The 22,970-nt window shown below is 39.4% G+C and carries 16 protein-coding genes; all 16 read left to right on the top strand.

Annotated elements, in window-relative coordinates; all coding sequences use genetic code 11:
* The first annotated feature begins 322 nt into the window (after positions 1-322).
* The 16 genes from ACFX5U_RS20600 (at position 323) to ACFX5U_RS20525 (ending at position 22,946) form a co-directional block, all read left to right on the top strand.
* Positions 323-475, top strand: coding sequence for a hypothetical protein (locus ACFX5U_RS20600; RefSeq protein WP_400261953.1), 153 nt, complete (start codon positions 323-325; stop codon positions 473-475).
* Between the two features lie 13 nt (positions 476-488).
* Entirely contained in the window at positions 489-2,906 is a 2,418-nt protein-coding gene (locus ACFX5U_RS20595; protein WP_400261952.1) for a hypothetical protein, read from the top strand.
* Between the two features lie 136 nt (positions 2,907-3,042).
* On the top strand, positions 3,043-3,798 hold the full coding sequence (locus ACFX5U_RS20590) for an MgtC/SapB family protein (RefSeq protein ID WP_400261951.1): 756 nt from the start codon (positions 3,043-3,045) through the stop codon (positions 3,796-3,798).
* Positions 3,799-4,128: 330 nt separating this feature from the next.
* Positions 4,129-4,716 carry an RNA polymerase sigma factor gene (locus ACFX5U_RS20585; RefSeq protein WP_400261950.1) on the top strand — a complete coding sequence of 196 codons (588 nt, stop codon included), beginning with the start codon at positions 4,129-4,131 and terminating at the stop codon, positions 4,714-4,716.
* Positions 4,717-4,774: 58 nt separating this feature from the next.
* Positions 4,775-5,941, top strand: coding sequence for a FecR family protein (locus ACFX5U_RS20580; RefSeq protein ID WP_400261949.1), 1,167 nt, complete (start codon positions 4,775-4,777; stop codon positions 5,939-5,941).
* 202 nt (positions 5,942-6,143) lie between these two features.
* Positions 6,144-8,264, top strand: a complete 2,121-nt coding sequence (locus tag ACFX5U_RS20575) for a SusC/RagA family TonB-linked outer membrane protein (protein ID WP_400263621.1) — start codon at positions 6,144-6,146, stop codon at positions 8,262-8,264.
* Complete coding sequence (locus ACFX5U_RS20570; protein ID WP_400261948.1) at positions 8,204-9,589, top strand: SusC/RagA family TonB-linked outer membrane protein; 1,386 nt, start codon at positions 8,204-8,206, stop codon at positions 9,587-9,589. The genes ACFX5U_RS20575 and ACFX5U_RS20570 overlap by 61 nt, the downstream gene beginning before the upstream one ends.
* 2 nt (positions 9,590-9,591) lie before the next feature.
* Positions 9,592-11,298 carry a RagB/SusD family nutrient uptake outer membrane protein gene (locus ACFX5U_RS20565; protein ID WP_400261947.1) on the top strand — a complete coding sequence of 569 codons (1,707 nt, stop codon included), beginning with the start codon at positions 9,592-9,594 and terminating at the stop codon, positions 11,296-11,298.
* A 33-nt stretch (positions 11,299-11,331) separates the two neighbouring features.
* A complete protein-coding gene (locus ACFX5U_RS20560; RefSeq protein ID WP_400261946.1) occupies positions 11,332-13,401 on the top strand; it encodes an alpha-L-fucosidase in 2,070 nt (689 codons plus the stop codon).
* 256 nt (positions 13,402-13,657) lie between these two features.
* Entirely contained in the window at positions 13,658-14,557 is a 900-nt protein-coding gene (locus tag ACFX5U_RS20555) for an acyltransferase family protein (protein WP_400261945.1), read from the top strand.
* 239 nt (positions 14,558-14,796) lie between these two features.
* A complete protein-coding gene (locus tag ACFX5U_RS20550) occupies positions 14,797-15,972 on the top strand; it encodes an aminopeptidase C (RefSeq protein ID WP_400261944.1) in 1,176 nt (391 codons plus the stop codon).
* Positions 15,973-16,204: 232 nt separating this feature from the next.
* Positions 16,205-16,753 (top strand): sigma-70 family RNA polymerase sigma factor, encoded by a 549-nt coding sequence (locus tag ACFX5U_RS20545; protein ID WP_400261943.1) that lies wholly within the window; start codon positions 16,205-16,207, stop codon positions 16,751-16,753.
* A 62-nt stretch (positions 16,754-16,815) separates the two neighbouring features.
* Positions 16,816-17,856: a FecR family protein gene (locus ACFX5U_RS20540; protein WP_400261942.1), complete on the top strand. Its 1,041-nt coding sequence runs from the start codon at positions 16,816-16,818 to the stop codon at positions 17,854-17,856.
* A gap of 176 nt (positions 17,857-18,032) precedes the next feature.
* Positions 18,033-21,029 carry a SusC/RagA family TonB-linked outer membrane protein gene (locus tag ACFX5U_RS20535; RefSeq protein ID WP_400261941.1) on the top strand — a complete coding sequence of 999 codons (2,997 nt, stop codon included), beginning with the start codon at positions 18,033-18,035 and terminating at the stop codon, positions 21,027-21,029.
* A gap of 31 nt (positions 21,030-21,060) precedes the next feature.
* Positions 21,061-21,306, top strand: a complete 246-nt coding sequence (locus ACFX5U_RS20530; protein WP_400261940.1) for a hypothetical protein — start codon at positions 21,061-21,063, stop codon at positions 21,304-21,306.
* Positions 21,307-21,317: 11 nt separating this feature from the next.
* Positions 21,318-22,946, top strand: a complete 1,629-nt coding sequence (locus tag ACFX5U_RS20525) for a RagB/SusD family nutrient uptake outer membrane protein (protein WP_400261939.1) — start codon at positions 21,318-21,320, stop codon at positions 22,944-22,946.
* Positions 22,947-22,970: the final 24 nt, after the last annotated feature.

The following is a 22,970-nucleotide window of genomic DNA, read 5'->3' as shown; positions in this document are numbered from 1 at the left end:
TTAAACATAGAAAGCCGATTGGATGTCCAGTCGGCTTTTTTTATACACTTTTAGTAAAAATAAACTGAATAATAGCATCCAATAACCAACTCTTTGCATCAAGAACTATTTGATCGGTACAAGTATGTTGGAGGAGAAAATAGAATTCGATATAGCATGTTCTTCAAATCTTTTTTAGCACTAAAATTATAACACTTAACATTTAAAGAGAAAGAACTTTATTTTATATTAAAAATCGAACAATCGATTGCGTTTCAAGGTTGTTGTGGTATTTGTTTGATTTGCTTTATATTAGGGTATAAACTTAATAAAACCTTTATTTATGGCTGTATTTACTTTTTCACAAAGTAAAGGATATCGTGACTTTTATGGTGTTCGTGCATATGTACTTGACAGTGTTGAAGTTCGCTGTGCTAAATCAAGTCTTCAGTCTCTTTTGGAGCATCTTATCGTCGATCCATCTTTAGAAAATTAAAACGAGACAATTTATGAAAAGGCTCTTCCAAATTTTGTTATATGGCTATTTGTCCGTGTTTACATTGTCCTATTGTCATGCACAATCTAGCACGATCTATTTACATACAGATCGTGATTATTACCTGCCTGGTGATACGGTTTGGTTTAAAGGGTATTTCACAAAGGATGGCACATTTGCTCGAAATTTACATAATATGTATATGAAACTTATTGATGTAGAGGGAAATGAGCTTTGGCGCTCTGTAGCACTTATAAATGATGGGGTGACGGCGAGTTATTTTAGAATACCACCAGATTATAGTGGGTCAGAAATATTTATCAATGCGAATACTGTTTTGGATTCTTATGCGGAAAGTAGGCCTTATTTTAAAAAGTTAGGGATCATGCAACTAACGTCTTCTGAAAAGGAAACCGATAGTGTAGTGGGTGCAACAAGACTGCCAGTTACAGCGGTTAGGTTGTCCATTCATCTCGAGGGTGGTGTATTGTTATCCGGTCTAGAGAATAAGTTGATATTACGGGGATTTGATGGTATGGGTTATCCGGCTCTTTTGAAGGGCACGTTGCAAGATGATAAAGGGATTGTATTGACAGATTTCGAAACGGACTCAGCAGGTTTAGCAGATGTGCTGTTTACTATGGATACAGATCGTAAATATAGACTTAACTGGACAGATGCTAGTGGCGGCAATCATCAGAGCCAACTTCCTGTAGCAGTTCAGGGGGCAAAGGTCAATTTAATCGAACAAGATTCTATCGTATTTGTTCAACTTCAGACCAATCAGGAGACGCAAGCGGTAGTCGTGTCGGTGGTTATCGGAAAACGGAAACTTTTTGATCATGAGCTTGTGCTCAAAGCAGGAAAGAAAATTAATATTCCCGTGAAGAAAGGGGACTTGGAATATGGTATCCTACAGGCTTCCCTTTCGGATACCGATCAAAAAGTGATATCTAAAAGAAGTTTATTAGTGGGGGAGCATAAAATTTTAATTACCCCAATTGTCACCTTTAGCAATGCGTTTAAAGAAAAATCAGCAGGAAAGGTTTCTGTTAGGTTGCCCAATGGGATAAAGGTTGCCAAATTATCCGTTTCGGTGACAGATCAGGAGGTTGCCGTGGATACAACGCAAAGTATCTTGACGGATCTCTACCTGCAATCGCTCATCCAAGAGCCTTTATTAAATCCGCAGTTATTTTGGGATCGTGCTCGAAATAAGGATCTGTTTATCCAAATCCAGAATTGGGATTACGGTTGCCATTCCACTACTGACTCGGCCATTTTTGATCCCTTATTAACAATAAAGGGCCAGATCGAACTGAAGGGTGTATCTTGGTCTAAATTCTATGCCGATTATGAAAATGAGGTGAAGAAAGGGCTGAAGAAAAATATCCCAGCGCGAGGAGCTTCATTCGGCTATCAAGATAAGGTCGTGCCACAGATGCAGTATAGTGAAGTGATGTTTGATAAAGTAGGCAAATTTGAAATTCCAAATTTTGTTGTATTCGACTCTTTAGACACGAAGTTTGTGCAAATCTATCGTAAGCTGAAGTTTACACCATTTACGGTTAAATATGGATTCGCAGACCAGCGTAATTACCACAAACTTACCTTTGTCCAAACTGAAAATGCGACGCATGATACCAAGCAGTTGGAGAATAAGCGGGGCTTACGGTCTGATTATTTTACGGTAGATGCAAGCGGTAAGCGGGTATTGCAAGTGGCAGAAGTGGTCCGTACGCGAAGAGAGCGTGAGATCGATAGATTACAGAAACGATTTAAAGCTTCGGAACCTTTCACTGCACAAGAACCGGATATGATATTATTGCCTTTGATGGATAGTGTTGTGATTAAGACGAGCCAATCCCTCTGGGAGTATATGAATAGGAATTTAAATAATCCGTCGGGAATAACGGTTATATTAAATGGTAAATTCGTTGAAAGTGTGGGGAAAATACGTGCTGATCAGGGGGAAATGAGAGGGACACCAATGGTCAATAAAAATGAAAAAGAGGAATATGCGTTCTTGAATGAAGATGTTTCTAATTATCCTTATATGAAGTTTTATCGGACCTATAATTCTACCGAAAGTCAACGTACGTTGCGGAATGTACTCGTTGTCTTTGAATACAGCCCCGAAGAAAAAGACCGTGATATTGGATCTTCAGAATATCGAGAAATTATTGCAGGTTATATGCCGATGAAAGCGTTTGGCAATAAGATGTATGCTTCTGAAGCAGAACGTCTGTCTTCAGGTCGCGATAATCGCCTAACGCTATATTGGGATCCGTTTTTTGATTTTACTGCTCAACACGATTCCAAAGAGTTGGTCTTCTATAATAATAGTAGCAATACAGGTGTGTGGGTGACTATACAGGGGTTAACAGAGACCGGTGAAGTTATTTATTATAGAAAAAGGATGAATGAGTAATACTTAATTGATTTATGGAGGCTGATTCTTGTTGTATAAAATTTTAAATGTTTATGGCTGCATACTTAGAATTTGATTGTTATTATGTGTAGTAATTAAGATGTAAAGGCTAACTTTAGCGCTATAATTCGTAAGCATGAATATTCAATTTTTAATTGTTCAAACTGGTTATTTGGATACCATAGATTTTGTTACTCGTATAGCAATAGCATTTGGATTAGGACTATCCATAGGAGCAGAGCGTCAGTGGCGCGATAAGAGCGCAGGACTTCGCACCAACGCACTTGTTTCCATAGGTGCAGCAGCATATATGTTATTGTCGGTCTATTTATATGGCTCCAATGGTGGCGATCCAGGGCGTATTGCAGCACAGATTGTGACAGGTATCGGTTTTCTCGGTGCAGGTGTCATCATGAAAGATGGCTTGACCATACGTGGTCTTAATACTGCAGCTACAATTTGGTGTTCAGCAGCTGTCGGGACATTATGCGGTATGGCATTTTATGTCGAGGCGAGTATTGTGACGGGTGCTATCTTGTTTACCCATATTGCTATGGGCCCCTTCAGTGATTGGTTGGGAGCATTAAAATCTTATAAGAGTAGAAAAATACAAGAAGCTTTTTATTTAATCAAAGTTGCTTGTAAAATCGAAGATGAAACGGGTATTCGTGGTCATATTGTGAATCAAATTGAAAATACAGATACTTATTTACTCCGATCTGTTTTGCGTAATGTGTCTGTAGAAAACACGAATATCGTCATCCTAAATGTGAAGCTGTCGACAGTGGGTAAAAATGATGGCAAGATTGAGGACCTGATTTTTGAGCTGACTAAGGTAAAACGTGTTCAGGAAGCAAGTTGGTTTTACTTAGGTAATTCGATGGAAAACTAATAGCTGGTTTATATAATTCGTGGCAGTTTTGCCATTTAAGCTCCTCGATATCGAATATTTATAGGTTTGATTTTCCATGACCGCATGAACCTGCTCATGCTGTTCGAGCAGAGTATGCTCGGGTTGTCTTATTTAGCTGCCAAGAGAAAAGGTTATGCTATTTATTTGAATGCTATTCGTGACTTCCTGACTTGTGATACGTTTAGGTATGGTTTTTCGAAACCGCAAATGATATGTGGGCAATGGCAGGTCTACCAAAAAAGGCACCTTGTTTTTTGCTATAAGAACGCTTACATTTATAGGAGTCCAATTCGTAATTAACCTAATCCTATGATTGATTTGACATCTTTATCTGAAGAAAAACTTGTTCTGCTGTTACGAAACGGGGATCAACATGCTTTTAATGAAATCTACAAGCGTCATTGGCGGGGTATATTCTTAGTCGCTAAAAATCGACTGGGAAGTGAAGATGATGGGTATGAGATCGTTCAGAATATTTTTTTGAATCTGTGGCGGAAAGGTCCATTTTTTGAATTGACTAAAAATTTTGCGGTCTACTTTGCAACCGCTACTAAATATGAAGTGCTCAAATCTATTGCTAAACAAGGACATTTAGATCGTCATCGTGAGCTGATCCGATTGGAGATGTCCGAGCACGATAATTCGACTATTGACTATCTCGAGACAAAAGAACTCATGGAATCATTGGGGCAGTCCGTTCGTTTGCTCCCAGAAAAATGTCAGCTTGTATTTCGCTTGCGTGTTGAGAAGGAATATAGTCAAAAAGAAATTGCGAAAGAACTTGATATCTCTGAAAAAACGGTCGAGGCGCATCTTTCGAAAGCTAGAAAACATATTCGTAACGATTTAAATATGATGACCATTCTACATTTGGTCTGTTATTTTAAATTTTTTTAAGATTGGACTAAGGGATATCTCAGATTCAAAGGGCTTATTATTATAGACCCCAAGAATTATGACGTATAAACCGAAATCCGAACGATTGAAGTATTTGGCCGACAAATGGCTGGCAGGTACTATTTCTGAGGAGGAAAGAATAGAATTTGATACCTGGTACTCATCCTACGAAGACCATATTGTAACCGATTTTTCTGCCGAAAAGCTGGATTCATTGGAGTCTGACCTCTATTTTGATATTCAAAAGAATACAGGGATGAATCATCCGGTTGCATTGCCCCGAAGTACTCCTTTTAAGAAAATGTTTTATTGGGCAGCTTCTATTCTTCTTATTGTCGGCATAGGGACTTTCATTTATACACGAAAAATTAGTCAGCCAGCTCTAGGTCATTCCCAAGCTAGTGTCATTGTGCCTGGATCTGATAAAGGTAATCTACAGCTGGGTGATGAGTCAGCTTATAATCTTGATGAGCTAGCGGATGGTGTTCTTTTGAGTAGAAGCGGGGTCGAGATCGTCAAAACAAAAGAAGGGGAGATCAATTATGTACTCCGTTCAAAAGAATCATTGGACCCTAATCACATTATTGAAAGCAGTATCGCGACACCCAATGGCGGTCAATATAAAATCAAACTCAGTGATGGAACACGTATTTGGCTCAATGCGGCCTCAAAGGTGAAGTTTCCGATTGCTTTTATCGGAAAGGAACGTATTGTGGAGTTGCAAGGTGAAGCTTATTTTGAGGTTGCCAAGGATGCTTATAAACCTTTTGTCGTCAAGACTCATAAAGAAGAAATCAAAGTTTTGGGGACGCATTTTAATGTGAATGCTTACCAGGATGAGCCCATTTCTAAAGTATCGCTGTTAGAGGGAAGAGTAGCAGTTTCCGCAAAACAAGGGAACTATAATACCGTGCTTAGTCCGGGGCAGCAGACCGTAAATGGCCCGAAGTCGGTCGAGATAGAGCGTTTTAATCCGGAAGAAAGTATCGCCTGGAAAAATGGTGATTTTATATTCAATAATGAAAGGCTGGATCAAGTCATGCTTCGGGTTGGACGCTGGTATGATGTACAGGTGGAGGTAGATCCAGAGATTGCAGCCATTCAGATATGGGGATCGATCTCTAAATCGGAGCAGATTGATAAAGTCTTGAGATTGGTTCAACTGACCAATGATCATATTGCCTATAGCATTGAAGGAAGGAGGGTGTATATGGTGCCTAAATAATTACGTTACTTTCTGGCATATAAATAATAAGCTAAGGCAGGTTGAAGGCTGCCCTAGCCGAAATGCAATATGCTACATTGAACAACCCATTAAGTATGACCAATGTAAACCTAATTACAAATCAAATATAATGAAATTAACACCTAATTATGATAAGGGAGACTATCCTAGATATTCTTCCTGCCTTAAATTTTTTATTGTGATGAAACTCATTGCATTATTCATGGTCATGGCTTTGAGTCAGGCTCATGCCTATACCTATGCGCAGCTGCTGACCTTGAAAGGGAAAAATGCGAAGCTTACGGATATATTAAAAGAAATCAAGAAACAAACCAAATACGATGTGATCAGTGAGGCCGGGGTAATCGGCACACTTCGAGTAGCGGAGGTTAACCTGGATAAAGTAGCGCTAGAAAAGGGGTTATCCAGTATATTGACACCGCTATCACTTTCCTTTGTGATAGAACAAAATGCTGTTGTTATTAAACGTGCAACCTCTTTGTCTAAGGTAAAAATGAACAGCGCTGCCGAAGTACAAAAAAGTATAGCAGGAAAAGTAACCGATAGCAAAGGTCGGGCACTAGCGGGAGCGACCATTAAGGTCAAGAATGGGAGCAGTATGTCGACTGACCAGAACGGTGAATTTCAGGTGACGGCTCAAGTAGGGACTGTATTGACGGTGGAATTGATAGGTTTTGAACCGCAAACATTGACGGTAGGGTCAAATAACAACTACACGATCACGATGGTCGAGAAGGTTGATGCATTGGACGAAGTGGTCGTCGTTGGTTACGGTACACAGAAAAAAGTAAATTTAACAGGTGCGGTCAGTTCAGTGGGATCAGAGGTACTTGAAAATCGTATGGTTACGAACCTCGGTGCCGGTTTACAAGGAGCGGTACCCAATCTGAATATAGGCCTCTCTAATGGTCGACCAGGCGAAGGGGCAAGTTTTAATATCCGCGGGTATACTTCCTTAAATGGGGGTGGACCACTCATCTTGGTAGATGGCGTACAGATGGATCCCAATCAGCTTAATCCTCAAGATGTGGAGAACGTAACGGTCTTGAAAGATGCGGCTGCTGCAGCCATATATGGCGCACGTGCTGCATATGGTGTTGTCTTGATCACAACCAAGAATGGGAAGTATGATACAGGTACACGTGTTAATTATTCATTTAATCAAGGTTTTTCAAGACCTACGACTATTCCAAAGACGGTCAATTCATTGGAGTATGTCGATATGTATAAATATGCTGATCTGAGTGGTAACCTTTCGGGAGGTGCTCGTGGATCGGAAGTTTGGACGGATACCGATATTGAAAAAATGAAAGCATATATGGCCAACCCAATTCCTGAAAATGCCGTATACATTGATCCAAGTAATCCTACGCGCTACCGTTATGTGGGCAACACCGATTGGTGGGAGGAGATGTTTCCTGGATGGGCCCCGATGAACGAACACAATTTGGGACTGACTGGTGGTAGTGAGAAAATAAAATACCACACTTCGTTGGGTTATTTAAATCAAGGAGGTTTGTTTAAAGCGGCCAATCAAAAATACAAGCGCTATAATGCCAATATGGGACTGGAGACTAAAGTAACCTCTTGGTTGGATTTGAACGCTAAGTTTCGCTTAAACCGTAAAGAAGATGATAAGCCGGCACGATCTGCTGCTATTGAAGGTATCTATGGAGACCGTATTGCGACAGATTTAAGACCTAATATCCCGATTAGACATCCGGATGGTCATTATTCCGGTCAAGGTAATACGACCAATCCTTTTGCTATGAATGAGTATAACGGACGTGAAACCTACCAATCTGATGATGTCTGGTTGACGGGTGGATTTAACCTACACCCGCTTAAAAACTTTAGGGTAATAGGGGATATGACCTGGAACAGTTATAATTATAACAATAAGATCAATATCAAGTCTTTTGATGAGTATGGTGCTGTCCCGGCAGGTATGGATCCTACGAATCCTGCCAATGCTTACCTTGTAGGACCTTATCCACATAACCGTGTGCCTTGGGTTTCGGAAAGCAACTCAAAGGATCGTTATACAGCAATCAATATCTATGCGGAATATGAAAATACCTTTGCTGAAAAGCATTATCTGAAAGCAATGGCTGGATATAATAGAGAAGAGAAGATTTATAGCAGTTTTAGCGCACGTGCAAAAAACCTGTTGAATCAAGATTTTCCATACCTCAATTTAAATAATGATGATAAGCCTATTGTAGGCTCTGTGCCGTTAGATTGGGCGCTTTTAGGGCAGTTTTCTTCCGCGTTAACTATATCTATGACAATCGTTATTTAATCGAAATTAATGGTAGACATGATGGTTCTTCACGTTTTGCGGCCGATAAGCGTTATGTCTTTAGCCCTTCGGCGAGTGTCGCATGGCGCCTTTCCAATGAAGAGTTTTTAAGCTTCTTGAAGCCGACTTTCAACGATTTAAAAATCAGGGCTTCTTATGGTACGCTGCCAAATCAAAGTATTGACTTGAACAGCAATCCGACTAATGGTACACTATACCCCTATATTGCGACGATGCCTTATGGTACGACCAATTACATCTTTGGTAATGCAACACAATCGTATATTACTGCTCCTGGACTTGTAAGCCAATTGTTTACCTGGGAAAAGGTGACTTCGAAAAACATCGGTTTAGATTTTGCCCTGCTCGACAATAAGTTGAGTGGTTCATTTGACTTATACAGCAGAGATACCCGCGATATGTTGGTGGGTGGACAGCCATTACCAGCGATTTTGGGCGTTGGTGCTCCCAATAGAAATGCGGCAGATCTGAAAACAACAGGCTGGGAGTTTGAAGTGAAATACAACAATAAGATCAACGACTTCAACTATTTTGTAAGTTTTAACATGAGCGACAATAAAGCTAAGATTACGAAATATGACCTCAACCCAACAGGTGAGGTAACGTCGCATTATGTCGGTGAGCAAATCGATGAAATATGGGGGTATACTTCCAATGGACTATACCAGAGTGATGCTGAAGCGAATGATGGATTGAATAAAGAACGCCTTTTTTCGGGTACATGGCTTGGGGGGGATGTTCGTTTTGAAGATTTAAATGGAGATAAAAAAATTGATAATGGTAGTAATACGTTAAGTAATTCGGGTGATATGCGTATCATCGGTAATAAAACTGCACGCTATTCTTATGGTATGCGATTAGGGGGTGATTATAAAAACTTTGATTTATCGGTGTTTTTGCAAGGTGTAGGACGTCGTGATGCGGTAGTTGGTGGTACTTATTTTTATGCATTCGGAGGCGGTGAATGGGATGTGCCGACTAAGAATCAAATGGATTATTGGACGCCAGAAAATCAAGATGCTTATTTTCCGCGTCTTCGTTTCGGCGGGAATGGTAATACCCAAAATTCGACACGTTATCTGCAGGATGCTTCTTATATGCGCATCAAAAATATTACTATCGGTTATTCTGTGCCAAGTTTGATTTTAAAACGGGCTAAAATCGAAAAGATCCGCTTATTTTTCTCTGGCGAAAACTTGTTCACTTTTACCAAGATATTCGACAATTTTGATCCAGAGCAATTAGACAGAACCGCTTATCCATTAAGTAAAAATATCTCCTTCGGAGCTCAAATCACATTTTAGCCATGAAATACAACCTTAAATATTTGAACATATTGCTAGCTTCAGGTCTTTTGCTTAGTCTGAATAGCTGTAAAGATGATGGGTTTTTAGATCGTTTACCTAAGAATCAGTTTAGTGAACCTACTTATTTTAAAACGGAGAACGATTTGAAATTGTTTGCCAATTTATTTTATAATAATTTACCATTTGTGAACAATTATTCGGTCGATAATAATTCGGATAATATGCTCCCTGCTACCTCGAATGCTTTATTGGGAGGCACAGTCTCTGTCCCTTCTACTGGAGGTGGATGGGCAACTGATGATTGGCTTCCAATTCGAAGATGTAACTATTTTCTCAAACGTTATGAGCAAGTGCCATCAACAAATAAGGAGCGCTATGCTGCGGAAGTACGTTTTTTTCGCGCATTATTCTATTGGCAAAAGGTAAGTGCTTTTGGTGATGTACCGTTGGTACTTTCGGATATGGACGATACTTCGGTTGAGTTGTATGGCCCTCGTAATAATCGTAACGAAGTGATGGATCAAGTGTTATTGGACTTAACATATGCCGTGAGTAACTTACCTGAAAAAGGTTCTGAAGAAACCGGTCGATTAAATAAGGACATTGCGAATGCTTTATTGTCACGAATCGCCTTATGGGAAGGTACTTTTCGTAAATATCATGGTCTGGGCGATCCATTACCTGTCTTGCAGGTATCGTTAACAGCTTCTGAGGCATTGATGAGCGATGGAAAGTACCGTTTATATGCTACGGGGAACGTCGATAAAGATTATCAAGATCTATTTACGCAGACAGATCTGAAACCAAACCCCGAATCTATCATGCACTGGGCTTATATTATCGGTACATTGACACAAGGCTATACCCGTACAGCAAACGAAAATAATACAGGTGTCAGTAAGGATCTGATGGATTCTTACTTGTATAAGGACGGAAAACCTAGTGGGTTGACTTCTTATTCAACTGATGATACCGAACCTGCTAAAGAAGCGGAAAACAGAGATCCGCGGTATAAACAAACGGTCGCAAGTCCTGGCTTTATCTACCGGATCGGTACGAGTGCTGTTGCACCGCTTGTTTATGGACTTCCTTTGATCGGAACTTCTCAGACATCTAGTGGATATTGGTTAATCAAAGGACGGTCAAGTGATCCTGTTCAAGAGATCGCGAATCAATCGGATATTGATGCTTTTATTTTTAGATATGCGGAGGTATTGCTGAATTATGCTGAGGCGAAGTATGAAATCAATAAAACATTAAGTCAAACGGATCTGGATAAAAGTGTTAATTTACTTCGGGACCGCGTAGGCATGCCTCATTTAACAACAACGGTTGCAGCGGATCCACATGCGGTTGATTATGGGTATGCGATTACGCCTTTACTTTACGAAATTCGTAGAGAGCGACGGATCGAACTGATGGGAGAGGGATTTCGATTTAATGATATCAAAAGATGGAAGGCTGGAAAACTTATCGAAGGTATAAAAACGGTGAGGGGGATGAAGCTAGTTGCGGAATTGAGAAAAAAATATAGTTATGATGTGAGTAAGATTGCGACTGATAATAACGCCCTAATTATTGTGAACACCAACTATACGAACGGTCGTAAATGGAACGATAAATACTATTTTGATCCAATCCCTTTGAACCAGATCAGTCTAACTGCGGGCAAACCAGGAGCCTATGTGCAAAATCCGGGATGGTAATATTTGAATAACTTATATAAAGATTAGAAAATAATGAATTATATCAAGAAAAGTCTAGCGTTAGGGGTGATGACTCTTTTTACAACGTGGCATGTAAATGCCCAGCAAGCTGCTCCAGCGCCCTATGGGGCGCTGCCGAGTGCAGACCAGATTTCATGGCAGAAACTAGGTTACTATATGTTTATCCATTTCGGTCCGAATACATTTACGGATAAGGAATGGGGCGATGGAAAAGAGAATCCCGGTGTCTTTAATCCAACAAATCTCGATGCACGACAATGGGCTAAAACAGCTAAAGATGCTGGAATGAAAGCTATTATTATTACAGCTAAGCATCACGATGGTTTTTGTTTATGGCCGAGTAAATACAGTACGCACACGGTACGTGAAAGCCCATGGAAAGGTGGAAAAGGGGATGTGTTAAAAGACCTTTCTGAAGCTTGTAAGGAATATGGCTTGAAGTTCGGAGTATATTTATCGCCCTGGGACCAAAATCACCCTTCATATGGGACTCCTGAATACAACGATATCTTTGCCAAAACGCTGGAAGAGGTGTTGACTAATTATGGTGATATCTATGAGATGTGGTTTGATGGTGCAAATGGAGAGGGACCGAATGGTAAAAAACAAGTTTATGACTGGCCATTGTTTCGCAGTGTCGTGTACAAGCATCAGCCTCATGCAGTTATATTTAGCGACATTGGCCCTGGAGCACGCTGGATTGGGAATGAGTCTGGTTTTGCTGGTGAAACCAATTGGAGCACGCTCAATACTGATGGCTTTGGAATGGGAAAGGATGCTCCAAAACAAGAGGTCTTAAATACAGGTGACGAAAATGGAAAGTACTGGATACCTGGTGAGGTCGATGTATCGATTAGACCAGGATGGTTCTACAGCCCAGCTACCGATGATAAAGTCAAGACATTAAGCCAATTATTGGGAATCTATTATACCTCAGTGGGGCGTAACGCTAATTTATTATTAAACGTTCCCGTAAGTCGTACAGGACAGATTCATCCGACAGACTCTACCCGATTAATGGAGTTGCGGAAAGTGGTCGATGCGACTTTTAAGACAAATTTAGCCAAAGGAAAAAAAGTGCTGGTAAACGCAACGCAAACAACTCAGCTCTCGGACGGTAATTTTGACACCTATTTTGCTGTAGAAAAAGGGGTTAAAAATGCAACAGTAACAGTAGATCTTGGTGCAAAAACAAAGCTTAATCGCTTGCTTCTGCAGGAATATATTCCACTTGGCCAACGTGTCAAATCGTTTGAAGTAGCCTACTGGGATGGAAGTAAGTTTGTTGTGTTGGATAAACAAAGTACGATCGGCTATAAAAGGATCTTAAGTTTTCCGACGATACAAACGAGTCGGATTCGGATTACTGTGGAGGCTAATGCATCGCCCGTTCTTTCAGAAATACAAGCTTACTTAGCTCCGGAAGTATTGGATATCCCGCTAATTTATAGAACCAAGGAGGGAGTGGTTTCTATCAAGACGAATAGCCCAGATCCGCTTATAACGTATACTTTAGATGGTGGTGACCCGCAGGTAAAGAGTACGCCTTATGATGGGTCTTTTGAATTGAAAAAAGGCGGTATGATCAAAGCTAGGGCCTTCATCAATGGTGGAAAGGAATTTAGTGATATTGTGATGGCTGATTATGATCTTTCGACAGCAGATTGGAAAGTGATAAATGCTAGCGAATCCCGAAAAGGATCGCAAGTGAATAGGGCTTTTGACGGTGATTATAGAACAGGCTGGGAAGCTGAATATGCAGGGGCTTCGGCGAGTTATGAAATAACTCTTGATATGGGAGGAGAATTGGAAATCGATGGGTTTACTTATACCCCGGCTACCAATGGTAACACGAATGGGATTGTGGATAAATATAACTTTTATGTGAGCAAGAACGGTCAGAAATGGGAACGTGTTCTCCATAATAAGACGTTTGGCAATATCAAAAATAATCCAATCAAACAGCAGGTTAAGTTCCCGGTGAAAGAACAAGCACGTTTTATCAAGTTTGAAGCACTTTCTGTAATCGGTGCTGATCAAAATGGGATGAAAATAAATGAAATCGGTGTCATCGTAAACTAGTTATTTGTTCTTAAAAGTCTAAGGCCAGCAATTTTATTGCTGGCCTTTTTTGCAAATTGTTAGGGGTAGGTGCTACTTTGGTACGGATGGTTTCAATTTCATCTGCTGTAGTTTATATCATTTTACATGAATTATACCTATCAATAATAACCTGCTTCAAGCATCTTTCCATATTCATTGTTATTTTTTGACTAAAATTATCTAATTTAACATCCTGAAATACAGTTATGATAAAAGGTTTGTAACATTGGGGCTTATGGATAAAGATTATAATTCAAATATGTTTAGCGAAGAACTGCAGTCCAAGACGATCAATTTTCTTCGCTTTCCTCTTATAGTAGGTGTTGTATTTATCCATACGGATTTTTCTAATGTTGTGATGCAGGGAGTAAAACAAATAGATTTTGCGAATTATCCTATTTTCTCCTCTATTTTCACACTATTTTCTAAAATCATCCTCGAGATCTGTGTACCCCTTTTCTATTTTATCTCGGGTTTTTTATTTTTTTATAAAACACCGGTTTTTAACACCCATACTTATCTTGGAAAGTTAAAGAAACGTGCTCGTTCCTTACTGATTCCCTATGTTTTTTGGAATCTGGTTGTCTTGTTACTTTTATATCTTGCACAAACCTTTTTGGGGGGTAGTTTGATTTCTGGAAAGAGTAAATTGATAACCGATTATAGTATGTTGGATTGGCTATGGGCATTCTGGGATACCTCGATGATAAGTTCACATTTGGACAAATCTTTGCCCATCAATTCTCCTTTCTGGTTTATCCGTGACCTGATGGTTGTCGTGCTTTTTTCTCCGCTAATATACGTTGTCTTGAAAAAACTCAAGGGTATTGCCGTGATTTTGTTGGGGATATTGTGGATAACAAATCAGTGGATGTATTTGCCTGGATTTAGCTTCGCGTCATTATTCTTCTTTGCCGCAGGAGCTTATTTTAGTATTCATAATAAAAACTTTGTAGAAGTGCTGAAACCCAGATTATCGATGGCTATATTGTTTTATCCCATTATGGTTTCTAACGGATCTATATTTGTGGGGGCCGCAATGGAATGCTTATTTGCATGGTGGGGGAATTATCATTGGTCTTGTGCTTGCCATAGGACTGTCTGCCCATTTTATAGCAAAAGGTACTTGGAGTGATAGTACATCATTGGGAAATAGCAGTTTCTTTATCTTCGCGTACCATCGTCTACCACTGGTGTTTGTCATTAAATTTTTATTTAAGCTCATTCATCCGAATTCCGAGATTGAATTATTGCTCTTATATATTGTTTGTCCAGCGATTACAATCCTACTGGGCTTACTAATTTATAACGTATTGAAAAAATATTTACCGCGTTTTACTTCGCTTATTAGTGGAGGGCGATAGCTGAAATGATATGAAAAGATATAAATGGTGGATTGCTGCCGGACTTCTTGTGGTTGTGTTTTTGGTTCGATATGGATTTAAATTTTATCATAAAAATCGGACTGATGCGATTCAATCGGAGTATGTATTTACCGATGTTATTCATTTGGGTCGCACATCGGTAAAGCATCAGGGCATTTCCAATACGTGCTGGTCATATACTGGAAACTCATTTTTGGAATCCGAGATGATTCGTATGGGTAAAAAACCTGTGCCCATTTCACCAATTTATACGGCACGCAAAGTCTACTTGGACAAGGCGCGTAGTTTTGTGCGTCTGCACGGGGAGCTTCATATGGGAGAGGGTGGTCAATTGCTTGATGTATTGCATGTATTTCGTAAATACGGAGCAATGCCACGGGCTGCTTATACAGGTCTTGTGGGGAAAAATCAGTACAACGATTTTGGTAAAATGACGCAACGGTTGAATACGATGTTGCGGGTTTTGGTGCAGAATAAACCCCTGAAACCGGATTGGGAAGTGGGATATGCATCGACGCTAGACGAGTATTTAGGCGAGGTGCCGCAACAATTTGATTATGAGGGGAAAGCTTACACAGCACGTACGTTCGCTGATCAGGTCATTGGCATCAATCCGGATGATTACATTGGTCTCTCTTCTGTATCCGACCAACCCTATTATAGTCCCTTTGTGCTGCTTGTGCCCGACAATTGGTCGTTTGATCGCTTTTATAATGTGCAAATGAATGACTTAACGGATGTCATTGATGAAGCATTGCTGAAGGGATATACGGTAGCTTGGACTTCAGATATTTCTGAAAAGGGATTTTCGTGGCAGCATGGTATCGCGTATGTACCAGAGAAACCATATGAAGATATGACCCGTCAGGAACAAGAAACCATGTTTGTGCGCCCTCAACCTGAAATGAAGGTCACACCGGCTCAAAGGCAAAAAGATTTTGACAATTGGCAAACAACAGATGACCATGCTATGCATATCATAGGAACTGCAAAAGACCAAAATGGCAAAGAATATTATGTGGCTAAAAATTCGTGGGGCAGAGCCAATGCATATAAGGGGCTTCTTTATGCATCTAAGGAATTTGTCCGTTACAAAACGATTACGCTGATGCTGCACAAAGATGCGCTAAATGTGGCCCTTAAAAGTAAAATGGATATACTATAAATCCATTTTTATGATTGGAACGGTGTTTTATAGATGACTTTTACATCGGAATGATAAGTATGAAACACAGCGATTAAACGAAAAAAATCAACTCGTATTATTCGTAAAATTAACTGAGCTGTAGCCCCTGTTACGGCTGATTTTTTTGTTTTCTTCAAGAATTAAAAGTTTAAGTAGGCAATCTTTGAATGGACAAATTTGTTTAACTTGTGTTCCTGATTGCACCATAACCATGTATCTAGAGCCTTTAAATGATGATAATAAAACAAAAATTGCTATTGAAAGAGATGAAAATTCTTTCAAGGTATACTTTTTGGCCAATTATAAGCAATTAGAAAAATATGCCGCATTTATATTAAAGGATAATCATTTAGCTGAAGATGCTGTATCTGAAGTGATGTGGAAATTGTGGTTTATGGGTCCTGATTTGATGAAAATTAATGCTGTTGAGCCATTTTTACTGAAATCTTTAAAAAATCAATGTCTTAATTTGATTCGAATGCGACAAGTTGTTTTGATCGATAATTATAATGATCATGATCTATTGGTGGAGCGCAATACGCCAGAAAACATGATGATTTCAGCTGAACGTATTCGACATATTCAACAAGCAGTAGAAAGTTTGCCTCCAAAAACTAAAGAAGCATTTAAACTCGTAAAAGAAGAAAAGAAAAGTTATTTAGAAACAGCTCTGTTAATGGGTATTTCAAAAAAAACGGTCGATCGACATATTCAAATCGCATTAGAGAAGCTTTGGTACTGCATAAATAAAAAAAAATAATTTTGATTGGGGGTTTTGGACTTGAGTTGTGTCTATACAGTAGAACCTGATTAATTTATTTTATGATTCCTTTGAATGAACAACATTTCTTATTGTTAACCAATAAACTTCTTGCAGGTACGATTACCCCTGAAGAAAGAATTGTTTTGAAGGGATATGAGCAAGAGGATGAAAATAAAAAGCTACTGTTGGAATTCCTTGAATCTGAGGCAGCAGATCCTGTGGTGGATGAAGTTCGATATGAGCGATCAAGACCTCAAGACCTCGATTCAGAACAAAAGTCTAAGACGATCACATTCGCTAGAACAAAATGGATTCGTGTTATTTCGATAGCAGCAAGTATTATTCTCCTGTGCTTGGCTTATGCGCACTATTGGGGAGGGGCAGCTCCTGATTCACATTGGGAGACCATTCGGACGGGGCGCGCAGAGCGGAAATCAATAAAATTGAGAGATGGATCAGAAGTTTGGTTAAATAATGAAAGTGAATTGAGGGTGAAGCAAGGCTTTGGCAAAACAAACCGAATTTTAGTATTAAAAGGAGAAGCTTACTTCTCTATCGCTAAAAATGAGCGAATTCCCTTGGTTGTGAAGACGAATGATGCTGATATCCAGGTTTTGGGTACGAAATTTAATTTGAGAGCTATACCTGAAGAAAAATTGACGACCACTTCGCTATTCGAAGGTAAGGTTAAGTTAATCCTTGCAGAAGAAAGCTACGATATGTTGCCCGGTGATAAAGTTGCGGTAAAAAGTAAAGGTAATGTTGTATCGGGGAGCATGCAACGTAAGCTAAATGTTGCACCACAGCTGGGGGCGGAACAGGTCGCTTTCGATAAAATAGACTTGCAACTTACTGAACCTATGGAAACGCTCTGGATGAAGAGTAAGTTGGCTTTTAATGGTGATGATTTTGACCGTGTCGCACAAAAAATGCAAAGTTGGTTCAATCAACCTATCGTGGTAGTTCCAGGACGATTGAGTCAGCAACATATAACTGGTGTATTTCAAGAGACGACCTGTGAACAAGTATTGGAATTGATAAAAAGAACTGGAGTAGAATTGGAATATTATATGAAAAATGACACGCTATATGTGAATTAGCCTAAACCAAAAAAGGTATCTCTCATAGTGAAAGATACCCCTAGAAACTAACCAAAAGCATCGGACCCTTCGAAAGTATGATGCTTTAAACCTGATTAATTAAAACCAAAGTTATGAAAAAAAGCTCACATGTATTTTGTCATGTGCCAATTCGTTATTGTCTAAAATGGCTGTTGATGGTCAAATTTTTAATTGTATTTTTATTTGCTTTTGTTGCCAGCAGTATGGCCAATGAATCTAAAGCACAAAAAACAGTATCATTTAGATTTCAAGAAGTAAAATTAAAAAATCTACTGGCTTCTATTGAAGATCAAGCGGACGTGAATTTTATCTACAATGATAATATCATCCATGATATTAAGATTAAAACTGTTGATGTGCAAAATGTATCTTGGACAGAATTATTGGCTCCTATTCTTGAGAAAGAATTACTACAGTTGGATTTTTTAAGTGAAAATCGTGTTGTTATCAAAGCAAAATTAAAGTTGCAAGATAAGATCGCTTCGGGAGTTATCAAGAATGTTCAGGGTCAAGTACTTGCTGGTGTTACTGTGAAAGTAAAAGGCACGAACTCGGTGACGCAATCGAATAGTGATGGTCAGTTCTCCCTTGTTATGCAGCAAGATCATGCTGTTTTGCAATTCAGTTATTTAGGTTACTTAACGCAAGAAGTGCCGTATCAAAAGCAAGCGATTGATGTCGTACTTGAAGAAGATCTAGCTGAACTTGAAGAAGTCGTGGTCATCGGTTATGGTACGCAAAAGAAAGTGACATTAACGGGAGCTGTCAGTCAAATATCGGGCAGTGAGTTGCAGAAATCTCCTGCTCCAAATCTTTCCAACTCATTAGCAGGACGTATGCCTGGAGTCGTGGCAAATAATCGTTCTGGAGAACCAGGAAATGATTTCTCAGAAATTTATATTCGCGGTAAAGGCTCATTAGGGAACAATAGTCCTTTGTATGTGATTGATGGTGTAGCGAATAGAGGCGGTATTGAGCGTTTAAATCCGAGCGATATCGAGACGATTTCTGTTTTGAAGGATGCTTCGGCAGCTATTTATGGCGCACAAGCAGCAAACGGTGTTATCTTGGTTACCACCAAACGTGGAAATGGTTCGAAACCAACAATTACGTATGATGGTAGTTATGGTCTTTCTGAACATACCCGCACACCTCAGCTGATGGATTCCTATCAATTTATGCAGTACGATGATGAAATCAATGCACATTTCGGACGTACAGAAAAATATAAGGATATCAAAGGCGGGTATTTGGATGGAAGCATCGACCCATTATTGTATGCCAACACAGATTGGATGGATGTCATCTTTACACAGTCTCCGCAGACACAACATTCGCTTTCATTAAGAGGAGGAGATGAAAAGGTGAAGTATTATGTATCTGGTGGTTATGTGTATCAAAAACCTGGTTTCAGAAATACGGATCTTAACTTTAGAACCGTACAATTTCGCTCAAATCTAGATGCTAAAGTGACTCAAGATTTTTCAGTATTAGCTGAAGTATCAACCAGACAAGAAAACCGCAATAATTCGAATTATGATATGGGGACCTTCTTTTGGGAGGCTTTTCATGCCTATCCATTTTTACACGATTATTATCCCAATGGTTTGCCTGGTCAGGGTATTTCTTGGGGGAATAATTTAGCGATTTTAGCATCGGGTAAAACGGGTTATCAAAGAATTAAAGATAATTTTTTGAACACGAAAGTGGGGTTCGATTTCAAGATGCCTTGGTTGGTAGATGGACTGAGCGTTTCGGGTTATGCGGCATTCGACAGTCAGCTAAGACATGAGAAAAAGTTGAATGACATGTGGGATGCTTACCGGTATAATCCTGCAACCCAAGCGTATGATAATATTCGGGAGACTACTGGAGAAGCCAATATTAATCTGAATGAAAGAAATGATGATAATCGGACAGAAACTTGGAATTTCAAGATTGGTTATAATAAGGATTTTGGGGCACATCATATCAATGCTTTTGCGGCCTATGAACAAAGTAAATCACGGGGCGATTGGTTTTCCGCTTATCGAAGAGATTTTTTAAGCAGTGCCGTTGATTATATATTCGCAGGTAGTGATAATTTGAAGAATAACGATGGTAAAGCCACAATTTCCGCTCGCCAGAATTATTTTGGTCGGGTAGGATATGGGTTTAAAGAAAAATATTTAGTAGACTTCACCTTGAGACGTGATGGTTCCCAAAACTTTAGTAGCGATGCCAGATGGGGATGGTTTCCAGGTATATCGACAGCTTGGCGGATCTCACAAGAAGATTTTTTTAAGGAGCATGTGCCATTTATCAATGAATTGAAGCTAAAAGCTTCTTGGGGTAAATTGGGTAATGACCGTGTTGATCCATTTCAGTACATCAGTACCTATGTATTAGGTGAAGGTGCTATGTTTGGTTTAGATCCAAAAAGAGGAAAAGGATTTACGGTTGGACGTTTGGCCAATCCGAATATCACATGGGAAAAAGTGGATACAAAAAATATTGGTTTTGAGTCTGTGTTCTTCAAAAACAGCTTGAGTTTTGATGTTCAATATTTTTATTCCCTAAGGACCGATATTTTAACTCAAAAACAAGCTTCCGTGCCTAAGTATACCGGTTTGACGCTACCAGATCAAAATATTGGTGAGATTTCAAATCGCGGGATTGAAAGTAGTTTACTTTACCGCAATAAGATGCATGAATTTAGTTATTCAATAGGCGGAAATTTTACATTTGTCCGTAATAAGATTCATTTCTTTGATGAAGCACAAAATATTCCAGAGTGGCAAAAAAGAACGAATCATAGCATCGATTCTTGGTTAGTTTATAAAACCGAGGGGATCTATAATACACAGGCAGAGATCGATGATAGTGCTCACCTGTTGAATACGAAACCTGGCGATATTAAATATGTCGATGTGGATGGAGATGGAAAGATCACGAATAATGATATGGTGCGCATCCATGAGAGTCCAATTCCAGAAATCACCTATGGCGTTACGATGGGCGGAAAATGGAAGAACTTTGAAGTTAACTTGTTGTGGGCAGGTCAAGGTCGAGCGAAACAGATCATCAAGCCAGGTAGCTATAATCGAGATGTCACCTATTATGAGAAACCGATGGATATCAGCTGCGGAAACTCCTCAAGCGCAATATCCTAGAGCATTTGATCGGGATGATACCTTTAATAGCATGAATTCAACATTTTGGCTTAAAAATGCGTCATTTTTAAGATTAAAAAATGTGGAGATTGCCTATTCATTATCACCACGTATATTGGAAAAAATAAAAGTGCAAAATCTACGGTTATTTATTAGCGGGTTTAACCTCTTTTCAATTGATAACATTAAAATTCAAGATCCAGAGGGAACCAATGCTGGGGGAATGTATTACCCACAGCAACGTATATATAACGCAGGTATCAATTTAAGCTTTTAATTTAATTACACATGAAAACTACAATAAATCTATACATCGCGATTATTTTTATCAGCTGTTTTAGTTCGTGTTCAAACTATCTTGATGTCAAGCCTTTAGATTCGTTTACTGGAGATGCTATATTTACAGATATTAAATTGACCGAAACTTATGTGAACAAGCGGTATACAGAAATGCGGGATGGTTTTGGCAACTTTGGATTACGTTATATATCCGATGAGGCCTATCATAATTTTAATTCAGGTAATCCTTATCTCTATAATAGGGGTGAGGTGACGCCCGGTCAATATGGCGATTATTCGACTTGGGATGCTTACTATGAAGCCATTAAGAACTGCAATATCTTTTTTGAAAATATAGATCAGTTAAAGGCAGGTCAATCAGAGGTGGATCGTTTGACAGGTGAAATGATTTTTTTACGTGCTTTTTTTTATGCCGATTTAGTTGCTAGATTTGGTGGAGTCCCACTTATTACCAATACTTTTGGTTTAAATAGTGATATGATGGTTCCGCGTAACTCGTACGAGGAATGCATTGATTTTTTAGTAAAGGAATTGGACGGAGCAGCAGCATTATTACCATTAAAGCATCAGAATAAAGATCACGGACGTGCTACCAAAGGTGCCGCACTTGCCTTAAAATCTAGGGTGTTATTGTATGCGGCAAGTCCTCTATGGAATGTATCCAATGATAAAGTGAAGTGGCAAAAGGCTGCCGATGCAGCGAAGGCGGTATTGGATCTTGGGCAATATGAGTTGGATTCGGATTATAAAGGGTTATTTATCAATAATAAAAGTGCTGAAATTATTTTCATGAAGCAATTTAATGCTGAATTTGGTCATTCATTTGATTGGACCGATTCGCCTAATGGTTTTACCGGTTGGTCGCGAACTTGTGTGCTCCAAGATATGGTGGATGCCTATGAAATGATAGATGGGACTTTTGCGACCGAACAGCAGTATACGGATGGAAAACCTTGGGAGAATAGAGAGCCACGGTTTTATGCTTCTATCGTTTGTGATGGACAACAGTTTAGAGGCCGTGAAATCGAATTTTATATCTCATCGACAGGAAATCGAGCCAATAGCGGTAAGGATAGCGAATTTGGGATTGATGATTGGAATGCTTCAAAATCACGTTATACGCTTCGGAAGTTTATGGATGAGAGCTTTGTCAATCCATGGAATGATAAAAGCCCGCAACCTTGGATCTATTTTAGACTAGGAGAAATTTACCTGAATTATGCTGAAGCCTTGTACCATATTGGTAATGAGGATTTATCGCGTCACTACATCAATCTGGTTCGCGAGCGAGCGCGAGCAGGAAAAGCTGGTGTGCTACCTGCAGTAACAAGTTCGGGGACACTGCTTTTAGCAAAGATACAACAGGAAAGAAGAGTGGAATTGGCATTTGAAGATCACCGCTTTTTCGATGTGCGCAGATGGAAGATTGCCGAAGTGACAGAAAATAAACCGGCGCGTAAAGTGACGATTGTAAGAGATGATCAGACCAAGAAGAAATCGTATAAAATCGAGGTACTTCAAGAAAGAAAGTTTTTTCAGCAACATTATTTACTGCCTATACCAAGGTCAGAGATACAACGTAACGATTTGCTACAACCTAATCCACATTATAATTAATCCCATCCACCAAGGTCTGGTAAA

It is taken from the genome of Sphingobacterium sp. SG20118 (assembly GCF_044740685.1).
GTDB lineage: Bacteria > Bacteroidota > Bacteroidia > Sphingobacteriales > Sphingobacteriaceae > Sphingobacterium.
This window is presented reverse-complemented; position numbering and strand designations above follow the sequence as displayed.